Source organism: Vibrio sp. Y10_XG_PY6 (assembly GCF_024181795.1).
Classification (GTDB): Bacteria; Pseudomonadota; Gammaproteobacteria; order Enterobacterales; family Vibrionaceae; genus Vibrio; species Vibrio diabolicus.
On record NZ_JAMZAQ010000001.1, the window covers coordinates 1,014,056 to 1,031,874 of the forward strand.

18 protein-coding genes are annotated in these 17,819 nt (G+C 41.2%); 12 read left to right on the forward strand and 6 right to left on the reverse strand.

Annotation, left to right across the window (positions count from 1 at the left end; all coding sequences use genetic code 11):
* The first annotated feature begins 16 nt into the window (after window positions 1–16).
* The 9 genes from NL644_RS04455 (at window position 17) to NL644_RS04495 (ending at window position 9,514) form a co-directional block, all read left to right on the forward strand.
* Window positions 17–298 carry an HlyU family transcriptional regulator gene (locus NL644_RS04455; protein WP_104972608.1) on the forward strand — a complete coding sequence of 94 codons (282 nt, stop codon included), beginning with the start codon at window positions 17–19 and terminating at the stop codon, window positions 296–298.
* Window positions 299–733: 435 nt separating this feature from the next.
* Entirely contained in the window at window positions 734–2,290 is a 1,557-nt protein-coding gene (locus tag NL644_RS04460; protein WP_005394487.1) for a Re/Si-specific NAD(P)(+) transhydrogenase subunit alpha, read from the forward strand.
* Between the two features lie 8 nt (window positions 2,291–2,298).
* Window positions 2,299–3,675 carry a Re/Si-specific NAD(P)(+) transhydrogenase subunit beta gene (gene pntB / locus NL644_RS04465; protein ID WP_114323747.1) on the forward strand — a complete coding sequence of 459 codons (1,377 nt, stop codon included), beginning with the start codon at window positions 2,299–2,301 and terminating at the stop codon, window positions 3,673–3,675.
* A 155-nt stretch (window positions 3,676–3,830) separates the two neighbouring features.
* Window positions 3,831–5,285, forward strand: a complete 1,455-nt coding sequence (vxrA, locus tag NL644_RS04470) for a sensor histidine kinase VxrA (protein ID WP_005394482.1) — start codon at window positions 3,831–3,833, stop codon at window positions 5,283–5,285.
* The gene (vxrB, locus tag NL644_RS04475) at window positions 5,260–5,922 is read left to right on the forward strand and encodes a response regulator transcription factor VxrB (RefSeq protein ID WP_005394480.1); all 663 of its coding nucleotides are present in this window, start codon (window positions 5,260–5,262) and stop codon (window positions 5,920–5,922) included. Before vxrA ends, vxrB begins: the two co-directional genes overlap by 26 nt.
* Before the next feature lie 6 nt (window positions 5,923–5,928).
* Entirely contained in the window at window positions 5,929–6,810 is an 882-nt protein-coding gene (locus tag NL644_RS04480) for a DUF2861 family protein (protein WP_005394478.1), read from the forward strand.
* A gap of 60 nt (window positions 6,811–6,870) precedes the next feature.
* The gene (locus NL644_RS04485; protein ID WP_114323746.1) at window positions 6,871–7,992 is read left to right on the forward strand and encodes a conjugal transfer protein TraF; all 1,122 of its coding nucleotides are present in this window, start codon (window positions 6,871–6,873) and stop codon (window positions 7,990–7,992) included.
* Between the two features lie 42 nt (window positions 7,993–8,034).
* Window positions 8,035–8,196 (forward strand): YoaH family protein, encoded by a 162-nt coding sequence (locus NL644_RS04490; RefSeq protein ID WP_080936793.1) that lies wholly within the window; start codon window positions 8,035–8,037, stop codon window positions 8,194–8,196.
* Window positions 8,197–9,124: 928 nt separating this feature from the next.
* Window positions 9,125–9,514 carry a universal stress protein gene (locus NL644_RS04495; RefSeq protein ID WP_046875460.1) on the forward strand — a complete coding sequence of 130 codons (390 nt, stop codon included), beginning with the start codon at window positions 9,125–9,127 and terminating at the stop codon, window positions 9,512–9,514.
* 102 nt (window positions 9,515–9,616) lie between these two features.
* Here the strand turns inward: NL644_RS04495 and NL644_RS04500 are convergent, their stop codons facing one another.
* Window positions 9,617–9,829: a hypothetical protein gene (locus tag NL644_RS04500; protein ID WP_012842272.1), complete on the reverse strand. Its 213-nt coding sequence runs from the start codon at window positions 9,827–9,829 to the stop codon at window positions 9,617–9,619.
* A gap of 306 nt (window positions 9,830–10,135) precedes the next feature.
* Window positions 10,136–10,975 carry a LysR family transcriptional regulator gene (locus NL644_RS04505; protein ID WP_046875461.1) on the reverse strand — a complete coding sequence of 280 codons (840 nt, stop codon included), beginning with the start codon at window positions 10,973–10,975 and terminating at the stop codon, window positions 10,136–10,138.
* A gap of 81 nt (window positions 10,976–11,056) precedes the next feature.
* Between NL644_RS04505 and NL644_RS04510 the strand changes: the two genes are divergently transcribed.
* Both NL644_RS04510 and NL644_RS04515 read left to right on the forward strand, forming a co-directional pair.
* The gene (locus tag NL644_RS04510; RefSeq protein WP_114323745.1) at window positions 11,057–11,413 is read left to right on the forward strand and encodes a hypothetical protein; all 357 of its coding nucleotides are present in this window, start codon (window positions 11,057–11,059) and stop codon (window positions 11,411–11,413) included.
* A gap of 435 nt (window positions 11,414–11,848) precedes the next feature.
* Window positions 11,849–12,049: a hypothetical protein gene (locus NL644_RS04515; protein ID WP_114323743.1), complete on the forward strand. Its 201-nt coding sequence runs from the start codon at window positions 11,849–11,851 to the stop codon at window positions 12,047–12,049.
* Between the two features lie 320 nt (window positions 12,050–12,369).
* On the opposite strand, the gene yciH is transcribed toward NL644_RS04515, so the two are convergent.
* The 4 genes from yciH to NL644_RS04535 all read right to left on the reverse strand — a co-directional run bounded on the left by yciH (window position 12,370) and on the right by NL644_RS04535 (window position 14,906).
* Entirely contained in the window at window positions 12,370–12,681 is a 312-nt protein-coding gene (gene yciH, locus NL644_RS04520) for a stress response translation initiation inhibitor YciH (RefSeq protein WP_012842285.1), read from the reverse strand.
* Window position 12,682: 1 nt separating this feature from the next.
* Window positions 12,683–13,069, reverse strand: a complete 387-nt coding sequence (locus NL644_RS04525) for a DUF3319 domain-containing protein (RefSeq protein WP_005395460.1) — start codon at window positions 13,067–13,069, stop codon at window positions 12,683–12,685.
* A 128-nt stretch (window positions 13,070–13,197) separates the two neighbouring features.
* A complete protein-coding gene (locus tag NL644_RS04530; protein WP_012842287.1) occupies window positions 13,198–14,187 on the reverse strand; it encodes a D-alanine--D-alanine ligase in 990 nt (329 codons plus the stop codon).
* A gap of 149 nt (window positions 14,188–14,336) precedes the next feature.
* Window positions 14,337–14,906, reverse strand: a complete 570-nt coding sequence (locus NL644_RS04535) for an SPOR domain-containing protein (RefSeq protein WP_005390018.1) — start codon at window positions 14,904–14,906, stop codon at window positions 14,337–14,339.
* Between the two features lie 236 nt (window positions 14,907–15,142).
* On the opposite strand from NL644_RS04535, the gene NL644_RS04540 reads away from it, so the two are divergent.
* Entirely contained in the window at window positions 15,143–17,776 is a 2,634-nt protein-coding gene (locus NL644_RS04540) for a bifunctional acetate--CoA ligase family protein/GNAT family N-acetyltransferase (protein ID WP_114323733.1), read from the forward strand.
* Window positions 17,777–17,819: the final 43 nt, after the last annotated feature.

Sequence of the window (17,819 nt, forward strand, 5' to 3'; positions counted from 1 at the left end):
TACCCAAGGAGGAACCGTGGGATTTTTTTCGCGTTTGTTTGGTGGTAGTGAAAAGACTGCTGAAGTAAAAACTGTGGAACCAGTTGAGTACAAAGGTTTCTTTATTTATCAAGAGAGCCTTTCAGAGGGTGGGCAATACCGCATTGCTGGTCGAATAGAAAAGCAATACGACGATGAAGTGAAAACGCATCGATTTATTCGTTCAGACTTGCTCGGCTCGGAACAAGATGCCAATGAACTTATGTTGAAGAAATCTCAAATGTTTATCGATCAAATGGGCGATAAAATCTTCGACTAACAATTCACCGCAACTTGATTCCAATCATCTTAAAAAGAGCCATTAGTGTATATGCTGATGGCTCTTTCTTTTTTAGAGCTTAAATGTTTGTTAAGTCAGCATTTAATTATGATCTGGTTAGACCTCAGTCTAGTAAGGCATGGCGTTGTTATTTTTCGTGCTCAGAGCGACAATCATTCATTACTTAGCGTTATATGTAATGAAATTTAGTATTTAAATTACAAAACACTTGAAGTAATGAGACGCGTTCGATACAAACAGAATAATAACAGGGCTGTTAGTCAAGGTGTTATTGTGCAAATGGGTGGCCCCAAACACCATCTTTCGTTTGCAATTGTCTTGCGTGGTAAACAGATAGAAATAAAAAAGAGTTAGAGTAGAGCGACGCTCTGTTTTGGGACTAATTTATTGATATGTATACAAGGAGTATGCGTTTTGCAAATCGGTGTACCTAAAGAGATACTTGCGGGTGAATCGCGAGTAGCTGCATCGCCGAAGTCGGTTGAGCAGTTAATAAAGTTGGGATTCGATATCGCGATTGAATCCCAAGCGGGGGTGCTTGCGAGTTTCGATGATGCTGCTTATGAAGCTGCTGGTGCGAAAATCGTTTCTAGTGAAGAAGTTTGGGCATCTGGTCTTATTCTAAAAGTTAATGCGCCAATCGTAGATGAAGAACAAGGCATTGACGAAATCGCACTACTACAAGATGGTGCAACACTTGTTAGCTTTATTTGGCCTGCTCAAAACGCAGAGTTGATGGAACAACTTTCAAGTAAGAACATTAACGTTCTTGCCATGGATTCCGTTCCTCGTATCTCTCGTGCACAAGCCTTAGACGCGCTCTCTTCGATGGCTAACATCGCTGGGTATCGTGCGGTTGTTGAAGCAGCTCATGAGTTTGGTCGTTTCTTTACAGGTCAAATCACGGCTGCCGGTAAAGTACCACCAGCGAAAGTATTGGTCGCTGGTGCGGGTGTGGCTGGTTTGGCTGCAATCGGTGCTGCGGGTAGCCTAGGGGCTATTGTTCGTGCATTTGACGTTCGCCCAGAAGTAAAAGAACAAGTTGAGTCCATGGGAGCAGAGTTCCTGACCGTGGATTTCCAAGAAGACTCTGGTTCTGGTGACGGCTACGCAAAAGAAATGTCCGATGACTTCAACAAAAAAGCGGCAGAGTTATATGCAGAGCAAGCTAAAGATGTTGATATCATTATTACAACGGCACTAATCCCTGGCAAACCTGCTCCGAAGCTGATCACCAAGGAAATGGTCGACAGCATGAAAGCGGGCAGTGTTATTGTTGACTTGGCAGCTGCTAATGGCGGTAACTGTGAATACACAGTGAAAGACCAAGTTATCATGACAGATAATGGCGTAAAAATTGTTGGTTACACTGACATGGTCGGCCGTTTGCCAACGCAATCTTCTCAACTTTACGCGACAAACCTTGTTAACCTTCTAAAACTGCTGTGTAAAGAAAAAGACGGTAACATCAATATTGATTTCGAAGATGTTGTTATCCGTGGTGTCACCGTGGTTAAAGAAGGTGAAATTACATGGCCTGCACCACCAATTCAGGTTTCCGCTCAGCCGCAAGTGAAACAAGAGCAACCTGCGAAACCAGAGCCTAAAGTAGAAGAACCTACCTCTCCAACGAAGAAAATTATTGGTGTAGCCGCGGCAGTAGGTGCTTTTGCTTGGATTGCATCGGTTGCGCCGGCAGCGTTCCTTTCTCACTTTACTGTATTTGTTTTAGCTTGTGTTGTCGGCTACTACGTGGTTTGGAATGTTACCCATGCACTTCATACTCCGCTTATGTCGGTAACGAATGCTATCTCCGGCATTATTGTGGTTGGTGCATTACTGCAAATTGGGCAAGGTAATGGGGTCGTTTCATTCCTATCCTTTATTGCTGTATTGATCGCCAGCATCAATATCTTCGGTGGTTTCACCGTCACCAAGCGTATGCTTGAAATGTTCCGCAAAGATAAATAGGAGTTACAATGTCTGCAGGATTAGTACAAGCAGCTTACATTGTTGCTGCATTATTTTTCATCATGAGTTTGGCGGGGCTTTCAAAGCAAGAGTCCGCTCGTAATGGTAACTACTATGGTATCGTAGGTATGACGATCGCGCTGATCGCGACGATCTTCAGCCCTGATGCTCAAGGCTTTGGGTGGATAATTATTGCGATGGCGATAGGTGGGGCGATCGGTATTTTCTATGCGAAGAAAGTAGAAATGACCGAAATGCCAGAACTGGTTGCGATACTGCACAGCTTTGTAGGTTTAGCTGCGGTTTTAGTTGGCTACAACAGTTACCTTGATGCGCCAGAAGCAGCAACTCATGCTGAACATGTTATCCACCTTGTAGAAGTATTCTTGGGTGTTTTCATTGGTGCCGTAACCTTCACGGGTTCAATTGTTGCATTTGGTAAGTTACGTGGTGTGATTTCTTCTTCGCCGCTTAACCTTCCTCACAAGCACAAAATGAACCTTGCAGCGGTTGTGATTTCTACGCTTCTTATGATCTACTTCGTAAAAGCAGATGGCAGCATGTTCGCTCTGATTGTGATGACACTGATTGCGTTCGCGTTCGGTTACCACTTAGTTGCTTCAATTGGTGGTGCTGATATGCCAGTTGTCGTTTCAATGCTGAACTCATATTCAGGTTGGGCAGCAGCAGCAGCAGGTTTCATGCTCGCAAATGATCTATTAATCGTAACAGGTGCGTTGGTTGGTTCTTCAGGTGCGATTCTTTCTTACATCATGTGTAAAGCCATGAACCGTTCGTTTATCAGTGTTATTGCTGGTGGCTTTGGTCAAGAGATTGTAATTTCAGGTGACGAAGAGCAGGGCGAACACCGCGAAACAACGGCAGAAGAAGTCGCTGAAATGCTGAAGAACTCAAAATCAGTAATCATCACTCCAGGATATGGTATGGCTGTAGCGCAAGCGCAGTATCCAGTGCATGAAATTACTGACGTACTTCGTTCAAAAGGTATTGAGGTTCGCTTTGGTATTCACCCAGTAGCAGGTCGTCTTCCGGGACATATGAACGTGTTACTTGCTGAAGCGAAAGTACCGTATGATATCGTTCTTGAAATGGATGAAATCAATGATGATTTCGCTGAAACCGATACAGTACTGGTTATCGGCGCTAACGATACGGTAAACCCAGCAGCTCTTGAAGATCCGAACAGCCCGATTGCTGGTATGCCTGTACTGGAGGTTTGGAACGCGAAAAATGTAGTGGTATTCAAGCGTTCAATGAATACTGGTTACGCAGGTGTACAGAACCCACTGTTCTTCAAAGAAAATACATCAATGCTATTTGGTGATGCGAAGGAAAGTGTTGAGTCTATTTTTAAAGCACTCTAACCATTCTTGATTTAAAACTATACAGGGTCAGCAATCGCTGGCCCTTTTTTGTTCCGTTTCAATGTTATAGTAATGCAAATCCTTCTGTTAGCAGATGTCAATTGCTTGTAGATTGATGTATAGTTTTGGCTAATGTAACAAGTGACGGTAACAGTTTGATTAAAAAGTTTTTGCTCGGTTTTGCAACTGTATTGCCGCTTTTTTCGGCACCTGCATTTTCCGATTCACTACCAGAAAGAATAGATACGTTTACAGAGCTATTTAATTATGAAGTAGCTCTTAAATCGTATGATATTCGTATTCTGCAATCAAATTATCCTACCAAGTTACTTGCGCCAGATTCGCTTCTGCCGCAAACGTCTGACTATCCGTTAAAAGATATACAACAGCTTTACAGCTTAGCGAATACTTGTCGTGGTAAATTGCCACTAAGTCCTTTAATTACTGAGCCGTTAGTATTTACAAGAGCTATCTGTAAAGGGACGCAACTGACACCACGTTGGTTCTCGCGTAGTGGCCTCATTCACCCTGGTGGTGGGACTTATGCTGCACGCTATGTGGATAAGTATCCAGAACTCAAACCCAAGCTTGCTCAATACATGCATATTAAAGAGCGTGACAATGAGGAAGGGGATGAGTTGTTAGAAAGCTTGAAAAACATGGACGACGACGCCATTAATGCTTTGATTGCAGGCGCGAGCATGTTTATCGAAGGTAACGAACTTTGGTTACGACGTGGTGACCGTTACTTTGTCTTCGAGAAAGATATCTGGGAAGAAAACGTCGCTAATGCGGGTCTGTCGTACGCTCTAGCGTCTCAAAGCAAAAGTTGCTTTGTTAAACGAGGCAATATTTGTTGGGATGTAGAAGATCACTCACAAGTTTTGCGGATCAGTATGATCATACTGGTAATCGCAAATATTCTTCTAGTGATTGGTTGGGCTGTATACCGCTGGAATAGTAAGCGAGAAGAGCTCCGTAGTAGAATGCTTGTGTTGCAAATTTTAACGCATGAGCTCAGAACACCGATTGCATCTCTATCACTGACGGTTGAGGGCTTTCGCCGAGAGTTCGAGCATCTACCTGAAAGCGTATATGACGAGTTTCGCAGATTGTGTGAAGATACACGTCGTTTGCGTCAATTGGCAGAAGCGAGTAAAGATTATTTGCAATCTGATAACCAAATGCTTGCAACAGACTGGGTTCCGTCTGTCGCAGACTGGTTAGAATTTAAGATCGAAGAAGAATTTGATAGTGCCGTGCTTTTCAACATCAATGAAGATGTGGCTGCTAAAGTTAATGTGTACTGGTTAGGAACTTGTATCGATAACTTGCTTCGTAATGCGCTTAAGTACGGTATTGCACCAGTTGAATTGGATGTTTCAACTAGTGAAGAAAAAATAGTATTCCAAGTCCGAGATGCTGGTGGCCTAACGGCTAAAGATTGGGCTAATTTGAAGAAACCGTTCGTCAGTAAGAGCGGGTTAGGACTTGGGTTAACAATCGTTGAATCTATGGTAGGCCGCATGGGCGGAAAAATGTCCCTTATGGGACCACCTACAACCTTTATATTGGAGATACCTTGTGAAACAGACACTGCTTCTCGTTGAGGACGATAAAAACTTGGCTGATGGCCTGTTAGTAAGCCTGGAACAAGCAGGATATGAGTGTTTACATGTGGAACGTATTGCAGACGTAGAACCACAATGGAAAAAAGCTGACTTGGTTATTCTCGATCGCCAACTCCCAGATGGTGACTCTGTACAATGTCTCCCAGAATGGAAACAGATTAAAGACGTACCAGTTATCTTGCTAACGGCACTTGTTACCGTAAAAGATAAAGTTGCAGGCCTTGATTCCGGCGCGAACGACTACTTAACGAAGCCTTTTGCTGAAGCGGAACTCTTTGCGAGAATCCGTGCACAGCTACGAGCACCGGATTCAGCAGAGCAAAGCAGCGCTGATAAAGTGATCACAAAAGACTTAGAAATTGATCGTTCAACTCGTGAAGTTACCTATAAAGATGAGCTAATTACGTTAACTCGTACAGAGTTTGATCTACTGCTATTTTTAGCGTCGAACTTAGGTCGCGTGTTTACTCGTGATGAGCTACTTGACCACGTTTGGGGTTATAATCACTTCCCAACAACACGTACTGTGGATACGCACGTATTGCAGCTTCGTCAAAAACTGCCAGGACTGGAAATTGAAACACTTCGCGGTGTTGGCTATAAGATGAAAGCATAAGTCATAATGAAAACACTACTCCCCGTAGTTCTCTCATTAGCGTTAGTGAAACCAGTCCATGCAATGGACTGGTTTCAAACCAACACGCCTTTAACGCAGGCACATCAACACTTACTTGAAGATGATCTTGCCGGTATGTTCAACTCTCTTGTTGAACTGTGGCAAACGGAACCAAGTAAAGATTTGACTCCTCATCTCAATGACCTTCTTGGTCAGTCACTATCTAAAAACTGTGGCAAGTCTCTCACTGGTGTAACGCTACCTGAATGGATAAGTGGCGTGAACGTTATTCGTCAGACCATCCAAAGCCCTGGGCGTGATACATTTAGGTTAGTGATCAAGCTAAGAGCTACAACTGACATCGAAAATATTTCATTTAATCGATGGGTGGATGATTCTATATCCGCAGACAGTTCATTCAGTTATGAAGAACAGCCGAGCGGTACGGAATTAGCCAATGAGCGTAGTTATTCGAAACGCTATAACCTCACGGGTAAGCTTGAAGCAGGCTTGTATCACTTAACTATTGTTTCTAAAGATAAACAAGAGTATCGAACTTGGGTAATATTAGGAGATTCCAATTCTTCGCAATATGTTCGTTGGACATCTAAAGAGAATTGGAAAGTAGAAAAGAGCGCACTTCGTAATCCCCATTGTCCATTACCGCAACTTGAAGTTGGTTTATATGACTACATTGATGGTCAATACGAGCAAATGTGGAAAAAGACTTACGAGTCTAACTATCCCAATTCACTAGAGCTTGCGGGCGTCCCAAATGATAGATACGTGCTAGCAGTGAGTATCAACAGTCGTCGTTGGCAGGGCGATATAATTGTTGAGCAAGCTCAAACTATTAGCCGAACCTATGATCTTTCCCAAGAAGAATAGTTAAAGAAATACCATTTGTGCCGATAAAGGTTCAGGAAGAACCAAAATCACAAGTGTAGTATGAAAACCAAATATAAAATTCTAGCCACCTCTGTTGCCACCACACTTTTCGCAAACTTTGCTTCGGCTGCCACTTATGCGATAGAAGCTCGTAGCGATGCGATGGGTGGTGTTGGTACGGTATCAGCAACTTATCTGACTGCTCCTTTTTTCAACCCCGCACTTACTGCAATTTATCGCCGAAACGATGATGCAGGAATGATCGTGCCAAGTTTTGGTGGCAACTACGATGATCAATATGATCTTGTCGATGAAATCGAACGCATCAGCAAATTGACCGATGTCGATGAAATCAAAAAATCGATGAATGCCATAGATGGAAAAAAAACTGACTTTGATCTTGGTGGCGTTGTCGCTATAGGTATTCCTAATAAATTTTTATCTGCAACTGCATACGGTAAGTTATACACTGAATCATTCGTACAACCAAAAGTAGATACGTCAGGTACTAATCCGTTAGACGATAGCTACGTACAAGGTGTTTCTATTGGTGTTGCTGAAGCAGGTGTATCACTTGCTAAATACACCAACTTTATGAATCAACACCTTTCATTTGGTGTTACGCCTAAACTTCAGCGTATTTATACGTACTCTTACGCCACGAGTTTTCAGAATTTCGATACCAAAGACTTACGTGAACATGAGACAGCGGAAACGATGTTTAACTTGGATGCGGGCGCGCTTTGGTTCTTTGGCCCATATCGTGTCGGTATTTCAGCAAAAAACTTGATCGGAAGAGACGTTAAAACAAAATCGTTCATGTATGGCAGTGATACGATAAAATCATACGAATACAGCATGCGTCCCGTATATACGGTCGGGGCAGGGGTTGTTGCCGATTACTTTACTATGAGTGTCGACTACGATCTTAATGAAGAAAAACGTTTTTCATCCTTCGATGATAATACACAAATGATTCGAGCTGGTATTGAATTTGATATCTTGCGTCAACTGGCATTGCGAGCGGGTTATATGAAAAACTTAGCTCGAAGTAGCGACGAAGGTACCATTACTGCAGGTATTGGACTGTCTCCACTTAAGTTGATCGAATTAGATATTGCTGCTCAGTACACGAACGAGAACGCAATGGGGGCATCCATTAATTTCCTTGCGACCTATTAATTGAATCGTTATAGTCTGCTCCTCAAAATGAGGAGCTTTTTTATGTTTGACGATTTACCCCCTCTATCTCACCAAGAGCAACAACAAGCTGTAGAGAGAATTCAAGAATTGATGGCGAAGGGCACAAGTACAGCAGAAGCCATCAAAATTGTTGCCGAACAGATTCGATCTGAGTACGCAGAAAAACAACAGCAACAAAACTAATTAATTCATATCAGGGCTTTGGCCCTGTTTTTTTTGGTCTCATATTATCCTCAAATATTTTCACACCTTAACGTAGTTACGTCGTAACGTTATTTCTATACCTTTCAATTTATTCAACTTCCTCTATTCTGTACTAAGCAATTGGTAAAACTTTACTTATTTAAGTTAACCCTGATGCGTTCTGGCTTGAACGAATATGGGGTGAAATGCTATTTTTTAAATTAAAATTAATAAATTCAGTAACTTGTGTTGGTTTTTTGTCTTGTGGTTATGTTTCGAACATCTTTTTGTGTAATTAAATTACAAGATGATGATTGGGTATACTTTCAAGTAGAGGATTATGCTGTAAAGATAAAAAAGACACGTTGTAACAGAGAAATAAAATCTGAATATAGTTATATAGTTGACGTTATATAGACAGTAAGTGCTCGCAGACGTATGTCGGTCTTAGGTTGAACATAGGAGTGTTGGACTCTGTTTTAACTCTAAATCTTGTCTTTAATTCAGTGTTGTCTATGAAAATAATTCTTAATCTTGATCGATGGATTACACGAAGAAATTACTTATTGCCAAGTGGTTTTACTAAACTAGGCGACGTTGTAATTAGGAATATAAAACAAGCTGCAATAGAAATTGGCAGGGTTTAGAAGCGTCGTGACGGCGTAACGTGGGTTTGTTTGCGTTAGTTACATAGTTATGTACATCTTAAGGAGGGAGAACAAAATGGGCCACATATCAATAACTGGTTCCTAAGTCACTAGTTGACTTCACGAGCCTTCAATGGCTATTAGATAGTTGATCGCTCGGCTGTTTCCACATTCTTATATCAAACTCCCATATTTTCATGAAATATGAGTTTAGACATTGCATTCGCTCTTAGTGAACTAGACTTACTATAAGCACATGAAAACTAACTAGGAGAGAAAGAATGAGTTACAAGCACGTTTTAGTCGCTGTTGATTTATCTCAATCTAGCCAAGTCGTTATCGAAAAAGCAATAACTCAAGCAAAGAACTCGAACGCCAAACTTTCATTCGTTTATGTGGATGTTGATCGTGTGATCATGGAGCCGAAAGAAGAACAAAAGTTGCAAAAGGAGCTACAAGAACTCGCTGATAAATGCCTATATCCAGTACACGAGACGATGGCAGTTATCGGCGACCTGCATATCAAATTGTCGGGAATCGTAAAAAAAGAGGGAATAGACCTCGTAGTCTGCGGTCATCATCATAATTTATTGAGCCGTTTCTTTTCATCGGTACCAAAGGTAGCGAATGAGGTTGAAGCGGATTTATTGATTGTTTACTTGGATGAGTAACAGTAACGCAGGTTTGTGCCACATCTTCTGTAATCCCGTTTTTCGTACATTAAAAAGCCGAACGTTTGTGTTCGGCTTTACGTATGATTGACGACAAAATAATTAACCAGGAATGGCAGAAGCCTCTTGGGATAAAATAGATGCAGACTCTGCGTTTGACTGCAAATCAAAATGCACGTTAACTTGCACACCTTCTCGCTCAAAAGTGACATCATCAAAATCGGTCATAGCGATTTTGAATCCATTTCTAGCAAAAAAGCCAGTCACCATAGTTCGCTGCTTAATTTCTAGTGCAGACGCGAGTAGCTTATCCATGGCATTCTCCTTGGTTATTGTGGGGATATGGGTAGAAGATACACGCAGAACGGTATGAAATCAATTTAATATAAAGATGCTTTCGATTAAATTTTTAATGTAAGTCAATCTATCGTTTAACCCACGTGATTTATTCCACGCAAAGCCTTGATAATGAAACGGTATAGCATCTCATGTTGTGATAACAAGCATAAAGTTGGGGATTTTCATAAATGCCTAACGAGGCTCTTTGAAACAATACGTTACAAAGCTTCTCGCTAGACCTCATGAGTTATCAAAGGAAAATTATAAATCTGAAAAGCCATCCTAAAGTGATTCATTTTTCAATATTTTTGATAACTCAGACCTAATAAAAGTAGATATTTCAGCTAGCTTTCTTGGTAAAGGGTTTTGATAAGGGTAGGCGATATACATGGAGCGTTCTATATCAAAATTTTGTGAAATTTGGATATTGTTGTCTATATGGTTACCTTTTACAAGATAATTTGGGATGACGCCAACCCCAACCCCCTCAGAGACAAAGTTTATTAAAATAGAGGTGTTATCAACTTCGATAACGTCAGTATACTGCTTTTTAATTGATTCCTTATTCGAGTGATTCTTGTAGATTAATAGCGTGTTGTTATTGGCATTGTTAACTGTAGATATTAAAACATCGTTATAATCACCGATTTTATGTGCAATCAGAGTGTCATCAATAATGTTATTAAGCCTAATCGCTAAATCTACACTGCTTTCTAATAAATTCTCAACATTGTTACTTGATGATATTTCAAAGTTCACTGCTGGATATCGTTCTTGTAAGCCTTTAAGAACAGAGCCAAAAATAGAAGAGGCTATAGAGTTGGGCATTGTAATTTTAAACTTTCCATTAATGCATTCACTCAACGAGCTAGCTCTGTAATTTAACTCCTGCAAGCTCTCTAACGTTTTGATGGCAAGCTCTCTAATGCTTTCACCATGATCAGTTAAAACGAGTTTTCTTGTTGTCCTGTGGACGAGTGTTACACCAAGTTGTTTTTCTAATGCCGCTAACTGCCTGCTGACTTGAGCTTTCGACTTTCCAAGTTCTTTTGATGCCTCTGTAAGAGAGAGGTGTTTACAAATGGCTGCAAAGCAGACCAGCTCATTGTTCATCAATTCCATGATTGTTACCTTTTTGCAACTCTGAGTCACGTTGTCTTTTAACGGGAGGGAAAGTATAACTTGCATCAACGGAGGGGGACAATGATATTTAAAAGCCGTCATGAAATAATGGCAGACTACTATCTTAATAAAACCATATTGGATATTAAGTTAAACAAATATCCTGAAGAAATTAACTCAATCGACTTAAATAACGAAACGGAAAATTTAAAAATAAAAGTTCTCTCTCGTGAAATTACTAAGTTAGATTCAGGTAATTTAATTGTCGATTGCGCATCATTGATAATGACTCATTCAATATCGACAAAAGCAATAATAAAGATCGAACTTGAAAATAATTCTTTAAATTATAAAGTTAAAAATGTGAGAATATTTAAATATGAAGACTGTAATACAAAATTCGAAAAGATCTGTTTATCAGAAAGGTACATTGTATAAAATAATAAATAATATTAGTGCTTTGTATACAAAATCGTTAGTAAAATTATTTGGTGAAGAGTTGAGAATCCATCATTGCAAAAATAAAATTAATGTAAGAACCACTAGTGAGTTGAGTGAACATATGAAGAAAGATCTAGGTATAGATTGAAAAGTAGAGAGTTTACGTTCCTATAAAGCTAATGTAATACTTACACTTTTGGGATGAACAATACGTGCCCATAAGTGAGAACATTGAATTTTCTCATCCTTTCGATAGCTTAAAACATAAGTTATCGAAAGGATATAATGAGATTTGAAGACAAAGGCTTTAAGCAATCGTTAGGTTGCTTATCTGATATAACTTAAACACTAGCTCATGCCCAGCAGAGTTAGTATCGAACTTCAAGAACGCCAGCCAAAGATCTTGTTAACTCAGAAAGTTGGAGAGAAATAATGGAATATCCAATCCAACTGTTCGGTTACTTGAATGAGCAAGATGCAGAACCAACGTGCATGGTGTCGAACGTAACCCAAGATACAGTGCAGGAACTTAATCAGCTACACGGTTTTAAAGTTGATGACTGGTTCTTATCAAGTGGCCGCTGCGGTGAAATCGAAGTTCATGGCCTATACAAGACAGCCGATGAAGCCTGAAAGGCCGCAACAGCCAAATACGGTGTAACCAAGCTGACATCGCCACTGCTAATCTTCTAACTCTTAAGTTCGTATTATGTATATTATGTTAAATTTAGTATGCTCGTACGCCAAATGTTGCCAATGAGCTCTCCTATCCCCTGTGGATTTGAAATTTAAGGTCTCTAGCATAACCATTAAACATAATGGCTATTTACCATAAAATAGCTAATATCGATCTATCAATCTGCGATTGCTTGTTCTTCAATTAGCGTATTACTTACTAAAATAAAAAATGGCGTCTATTTTTAGACGCCATTCTGAGTTTTCCTGAATATAAATTAACCACCGGCTAATTTGACTGTCATGCCTTTCTTTTCAAGATGCGCTTTGATCTTGTCTCTAGCATCACCTTGAATTTCGATATTGCCATCTTTTACCGAGCCACCACAGCCGCAGACTTTTTTGAGTTCTGCAGCCAATAATTTTAAAGGTGCATCATCCAAGTCTAAACCTGTCACGATGCATACACCTTTACCTTTACGTCCTTTCGTTTGGCGCTGAATTCGTACAATACCGTCGCCTTTGGGGCGAGATGTTTTTTCTTCTTCCGGCTTAATTCGACCGGTTTCTGTTGAATATACCAAAGTCATTCTATTGTTTCTTTTGTTGTTGAGCTTGCATCGCTTTTTGCTTTGCAACTAAATAAGCTTCGATATGACGTTGAATAGCAGTTTTACTACCCTTAATCAGTTTACCATTAAACATACAGTACCAAGAGTTGGGCTGACCTGTATCATTTTGAATCGTATAACCGTTAAAGACTTCTGATTTTGCACCACCAACTTGCTGCGCTCTTTGTCCAAGGGCGGCAAACTCTTTGGGATCAATAATTGATGCGGTGTCGCACCACCAATCAATGCTTTTCTTTACCGCCGTCAAACTGCCTTGTAAGACGTGGTTCTTGATTTTAACCTTCCAAATACTGCCATCTGGTCCGCCTGACTGCAGGTTAAAACCTCTATAGTTTGAAATCGCCATACCACTGAGTCATCTGTTTAATGCGTTGATATAATCATAATTGCTACTGAGCAATATTCAAATACGGCTTGAATAAACCTTGCTCTAGAAAACAATTTCTATCATAAAACGCGCCTCGATAACGTTAATCACTTTGCACTGTTTATACAATCTTCCAAGAACTCATGGAATTTGTGCCCGTTATTTTGAAGCATTTTAGGGAACATCGAGATCGGAGTCATACCTGGGAATGTGTTTACTTCGTTTAAGTAAATCTCATCATCTTCCGTTAAGAAAAAGTCGATACGAGACAAATGGCGAAGATTCATTTGCTTAAATACCCTTTCAGATGCGTGCTGAATTGCATCTAATTGTGCTTGGGTTAGATTCTTCGCTTCAACTTCGGTGAGCGAGTGACTTGAACTGCTGTACTTTTCATCGTACGAGTAAAAAGCACCGTCAGGTGCAATAACCTCGCCTGGCTTCGTTATGTGCAGCTGGCCATTCATCTCATATGCAGCAACTTCAAGCTCTCGTGGTTTTACTGATTTTTCAACCAACACTTGGTCAGAAAACCCAAACGCATCATTTACTGCATTGGAAAGTTTATCTTTTTCTGTGACGCTGTAACATCCAACAGATGACCCTTGACGAGCGGCTTTGACAAAGACTTTTCCCCACTTTTCAAATGCTTTATGAGCTTGAGTATGAGCTTCTTCATCGTTGCGCGTTAAGAATAAGTATGGCGTATTGGGAATACCGATAGCGTCGTACCAAAGCTTAGATGTGATTTTATTGAAACTATTGCTACTCGCTTCTGGCCCGCAGCCAAGATAAGGAATACCTGCGATTTCAAACAGAGATTGAATGTCGCCTGTCTCGCCTGGAAAACCATGTATACAAGGCACAATGAAATCGATGGTTTGATTAGATTCACTTGAGCACAACTGCTTGGTATTGAGATCCAAGTAAACCAACTCACCTTGGTTGGTCATCCAACCTTCGTTTTTTATTTCTACGCGTGTAACGTGAACGTCTTCAATAAGATTTAATTGTTGTTCGACAAAGTTTGCAGACAATAATGAAATCTCGTGCTCAGAAGAGCCGCCGCCGCATAGTAGAAGAATATTTTTAATCATGAATCAATCTTTCCGTGACCTACAAAAGATACTATTTATTATGATAAACCTTTGAAGTGTGACGTACAGTAATTTTAGTGTGAGGAATTTTGTTCGAGTAGGATTTGAACAAATAAATAAGGGAGCTATTCGCTCCCTTATTTGATGTGTTAGTTTAATTTGTTAAGCGTTGGGTAAGCTGAGTTTTTAATGGCGTCAATGCTTTTAACAAATGGTCTTAACTGCTGAAATTGAGCAGGCAAAGTCGAAATCGCTTGCTTGGCTTCCGCGCTTGTTGCGTAGTCTCCGTATAAAACTGAGAACCACTTAGTACCGTTGACGACTTTATAGTTTTCCCAAATCGGCTGACCGTTTTGTGGTAGTTTATTTGCAAACTGATCGACTTTCGCTTGGCTACCCACAGCGGCGACTTGAATGGTATAGCCAAATCGTTGAATGCCAGCTTGCTTTTTACTCGGTGGTACGATCTTAACTGGCTTCGCCTGCTCTTTTGGCGTTAGCTTGACTACTTTCTTCTCTTCAGGCTTTGCCGTCATTTTCACAACAGTTGGTTGTACGTCTTTTTCTACTACAGCGTTTTCAGACGCCATAATTGGCTTAGAGATACGATCTGATTTGTAGTCCTCTCGATAACTTTCAGAAGTTACGTCTGTGATGTAAGTTTCAGATGCACAAGCAGAAAGCAGGACTGACAAGCCGATGATTGCGATTTTTTTCATGAAGTAACAAATGCTCTGGATAAATATTACGATAAATCATGCCGATAGCAGGGCCGTTTATCAAGCATCAAATACAATAATCTGTGATTTTGATGTGATGAATAACACAAACTCCATAAGCATCGCCCACATTTTATGCAATGTCTGGTCTGAAGGCGTTTTATCAATAAATTATTCGTTTATGATTGATATGAAACCGATAGGCAAACGTTACTTGCAAACGGCTAGGAGTCAGCATGAATAAACTACATAAACTCTTTAAACCCAACTCTGTGGCCGTTATTGGTGCATCTCAAAAAGCATTGCGAGCAGGGCATGTCGTTATGCGTAACCTTCTACAAAGTGGATTTGGTGGCGCGATTATGCCAGTAACGCCGCGATACAAAGCGGTATCCGGAGTTATAGCCTACCCGGATGTGGCTTCCCTACCCTATACGCCAGATATTGCGATTTTATGTACGAACGTTTCACGTAATGAGCAACTGCTTAAAGAGTTAGATGAGAGAGGCACGCCGTTTGCGATTGTTATCTCTGATGACGCTCAGCCTTTAAATATTTCATCATTGAATATTCGAGTTTTAGGACCGAACAGCTTAGGTATTATCTTGCCTTGGCACAATTTTAACTGCACGTTTTCTCCTGTTGCGGCTAAGCCCGGAAAAATTGCGTTCATCTCACAATCTGCGGCGGTTTGTACCACAGTGTTAGACTGGGCAAATGATAAGAATATTGGCTTTTCTTCGTTCATTTCGATTGGACGCGGACAGGATATCGATTTTGCAGATTTGCTTGATTACTTAAGTATGGATGGGAATACGGAAGCTATTCTGCTTTATGTGGATAACATCCAGGATGCTCGACGATTTATGTCTGCTGCGCGAGCTGCTTCACGTAACCGCCGTATATTGGTATTAAAAGCGGGCCGCTCTAAAGAGATGAATACTTTCGAACAGCAAGATGGTGATACGCTTGATGTAATTTACGATTCTGCCATCCGTCGAACTGGTATGTTACGAGTCAGCAATACGCATGAGCTCTTTGCTGCGGTAGAAACACTCACGCATTCTGTGCCACTTCGTGGGGAGCGTTTAGCGATCATCACCAATGGCGGCGGCCCTGCAGTTATGTCCGTTGATACTTTGATTGAACGTGGTGGCCAGCTCGCAACACTTGATGACGCTGCCATTGAGCAATTACAAACAGTACTCCCGTCCAACTGGCGCACTCGAAATCCGATTGATCTTTCTGGTGACGCAACAAAAAAACGCTACATTGATACCATTAACGCACTGATGAATAACGACTGTGCAGATGCGATCTTGATAATGCATAGTCCTTCTGCGGTTTCCGACCCTCTTGAAACTGCTCAAGCTGTTATTGAGGCGATCAAGGCTCACCCTCGGCATAAGCATTTTAATATCTTGACCAACTGGTCAGGTGAACAAACGTCGAGAGAGGCACGACTGGCCTTTACTCAAGCTGGCATTCCAACCTATCGAACGCCGGAAAGTGCGGTCGTTGCATACATGCACTTGGTTGAGTATCGACGAAACCAGAAGCAATTAATGGAAACGCCAACGACGGCTGAGCCATTGCACTCTGGAAGTGTGAGTTCTGCAAAAGAATGGGTAAATGAACGACTACTGGATAAAAATACAGTCACCTTGGATACGCATCAAACCAGCCCATTATTTAAGCTGTTCGGGTTTAATGTTCTGCCAACATGGATTGCATCTGACGAAATTGAAGCCGTGCATATGGCAGAAAATATCGGATACCCTGTTGCGGTTAAGTTGCGATCTCCAGACATTCCTCATAAATCGGATGTACACGGTGTCGCCCTGAATTTAAGAAACAGTCGAGAAGTTTCCAACGCAGCGCTATCCATTCTAGATACCGTAAAGCTCAGTTACCCTTCTGCCAATGTACACGGTCTGTTGGTACAAGGTATGGCAAAGCTCGGCAGCGCTGAAGAGCTACGGATTAGTATTGCAGTAGATAAGGTCTTTGGACCTGTGATCTTGCTTGGTCAAGGCGGCTCGGAGTGGAATATCGCCCAAGATGCCGTCGCTGCACTTCCTCCTTTGAACATGACGCTTGCACGCTACCTTGTCGTTGTTGCTTTAAAGTCTGGAAAGATTCGCCTGCAGAAACACAAAGATGCGCTCGATATTAGTGAGTTGTCGAAATTCTTAGTTCGTATCTCCCAAATGGCGGTTGAGTTGCCAGAAATACAAAGACTGGATATCCATCCAGTATTGGTGTCGGGAAGCGATTTAACTATCCTCGATGCGGACATCACACTGTGTAAATACGAGGGAGATGCGCAAAAACGTCTGGCGATTCGTCCTTTCCCGGCAGAATTTGTCGAAACTGTAACGCTTCGAGATGGCCAACCTATCCTGCTTCGCCCTATCCTGCCTGAAGATGAGCCGCTGCATGCTCAATTCATTAATAGCGTATCGAAAGAAGATCTGTATAAGCGTTTCTTTTCTGAGGTTGGTGAGTTCAACCATGAGGCTTTGGCAAACTTCACTCAAATCGACTATGACCGCGAAATGGCGTTTGTTGCGGTAGCGTTTAATACCGACGGACCGTCTATCATAGGCGTAGCCCGCGCATTGATTACCCCAGATAATAGTGATGCTGAGTTTGCTATTTTGGTTCGTTCAGATTTGAAAGGAAAAGGCTTAGGTAAAGTGCTGATGCAGAAAATTATCAGCTATTGCAAGATTAAAGGCACAAAGCAAATGTCTGGAATGACCATGCCTACAAACAGAGGGATGTTGATGTTAGCGCAAAACCTGGGATTTGAAGTCGATGTTCAGTTTGCCGATGGTACGGCAGATATGGTGCTTCCTTTAAATTGAAAAATAAAGCATTAGCGATAACTTTACTTCTTAGATTCGATAA

Excerpts from the sequence above, each read along its gene's own strand:
- pntB (WP_114323747.1), top strand. The coding sequence starts at position 2,299 with ATGTCTGCAGGATTAGTACAAGCAGCTTACATTGTTGCTGCATTATTT.
- NL644_RS04480 (WP_005394478.1), top strand. The coding sequence starts at position 5,929 with ATGAAAACACTACTCCCCGTAGTTCTCTCATTAGCGTTAGTGAAACCA.
- NL644_RS04485 (WP_114323746.1), top strand. The coding sequence starts at position 6,871 with ATGAAAACCAAATATAAAATTCTAGCCACCTCTGTTGCCACCACACTT.
- NL644_RS04490 (WP_080936793.1), top strand. The coding sequence starts at position 8,035 with ATGTTTGACGATTTACCCCCTCTATCTCACCAAGAGCAACAACAAGCT.
- NL644_RS04495 (WP_046875460.1), top strand. The coding sequence starts at position 9,125 with ATGAGTTACAAGCACGTTTTAGTCGCTGTTGATTTATCTCAATCTAGC.
- NL644_RS04500 (WP_012842272.1), bottom strand. The coding sequence starts at position 9,829 with ATGGATAAGCTACTCGCGTCTGCACTAGAAATTAAGCAGCGAACTATG.
- NL644_RS04505 (WP_046875461.1), bottom strand. The coding sequence starts at position 10,975 with ATGGAATTGATGAACAATGAGCTGGTCTGCTTTGCAGCCATTTGTAAA.
- NL644_RS04510 (WP_114323745.1), top strand. The coding sequence starts at position 11,057 with ATGATATTTAAAAGCCGTCATGAAATAATGGCAGACTACTATCTTAAT.
- NL644_RS04515 (WP_114323743.1), top strand. The coding sequence starts at position 11,849 with ATGGAATATCCAATCCAACTGTTCGGTTACTTGAATGAGCAAGATGCA.
- yciH (WP_012842285.1), bottom strand. The coding sequence starts at position 12,681 with ATGACTTTGGTATATTCAACAGAAACCGGTCGAATTAAGCCGGAAGAA.
- NL644_RS04525 (WP_005395460.1), bottom strand. The coding sequence starts at position 13,069 with ATGGCGATTTCAAACTATAGAGGTTTTAACCTGCAGTCAGGCGGACCA.
- NL644_RS04530 (WP_012842287.1), bottom strand. The coding sequence starts at position 14,187 with ATGATTAAAAATATTCTTCTACTATGCGGCGGCGGCTCTTCTGAGCAC.
- NL644_RS04535 (WP_005390018.1), bottom strand. The coding sequence starts at position 14,906 with ATGAAAAAAATCGCAATCATCGGCTTGTCAGTCCTGCTTTCTGCTTGT.
- NL644_RS04540 (WP_114323733.1), top strand. The coding sequence starts at position 15,143 with ATGAATAAACTACATAAACTCTTTAAACCCAACTCTGTGGCCGTTATT.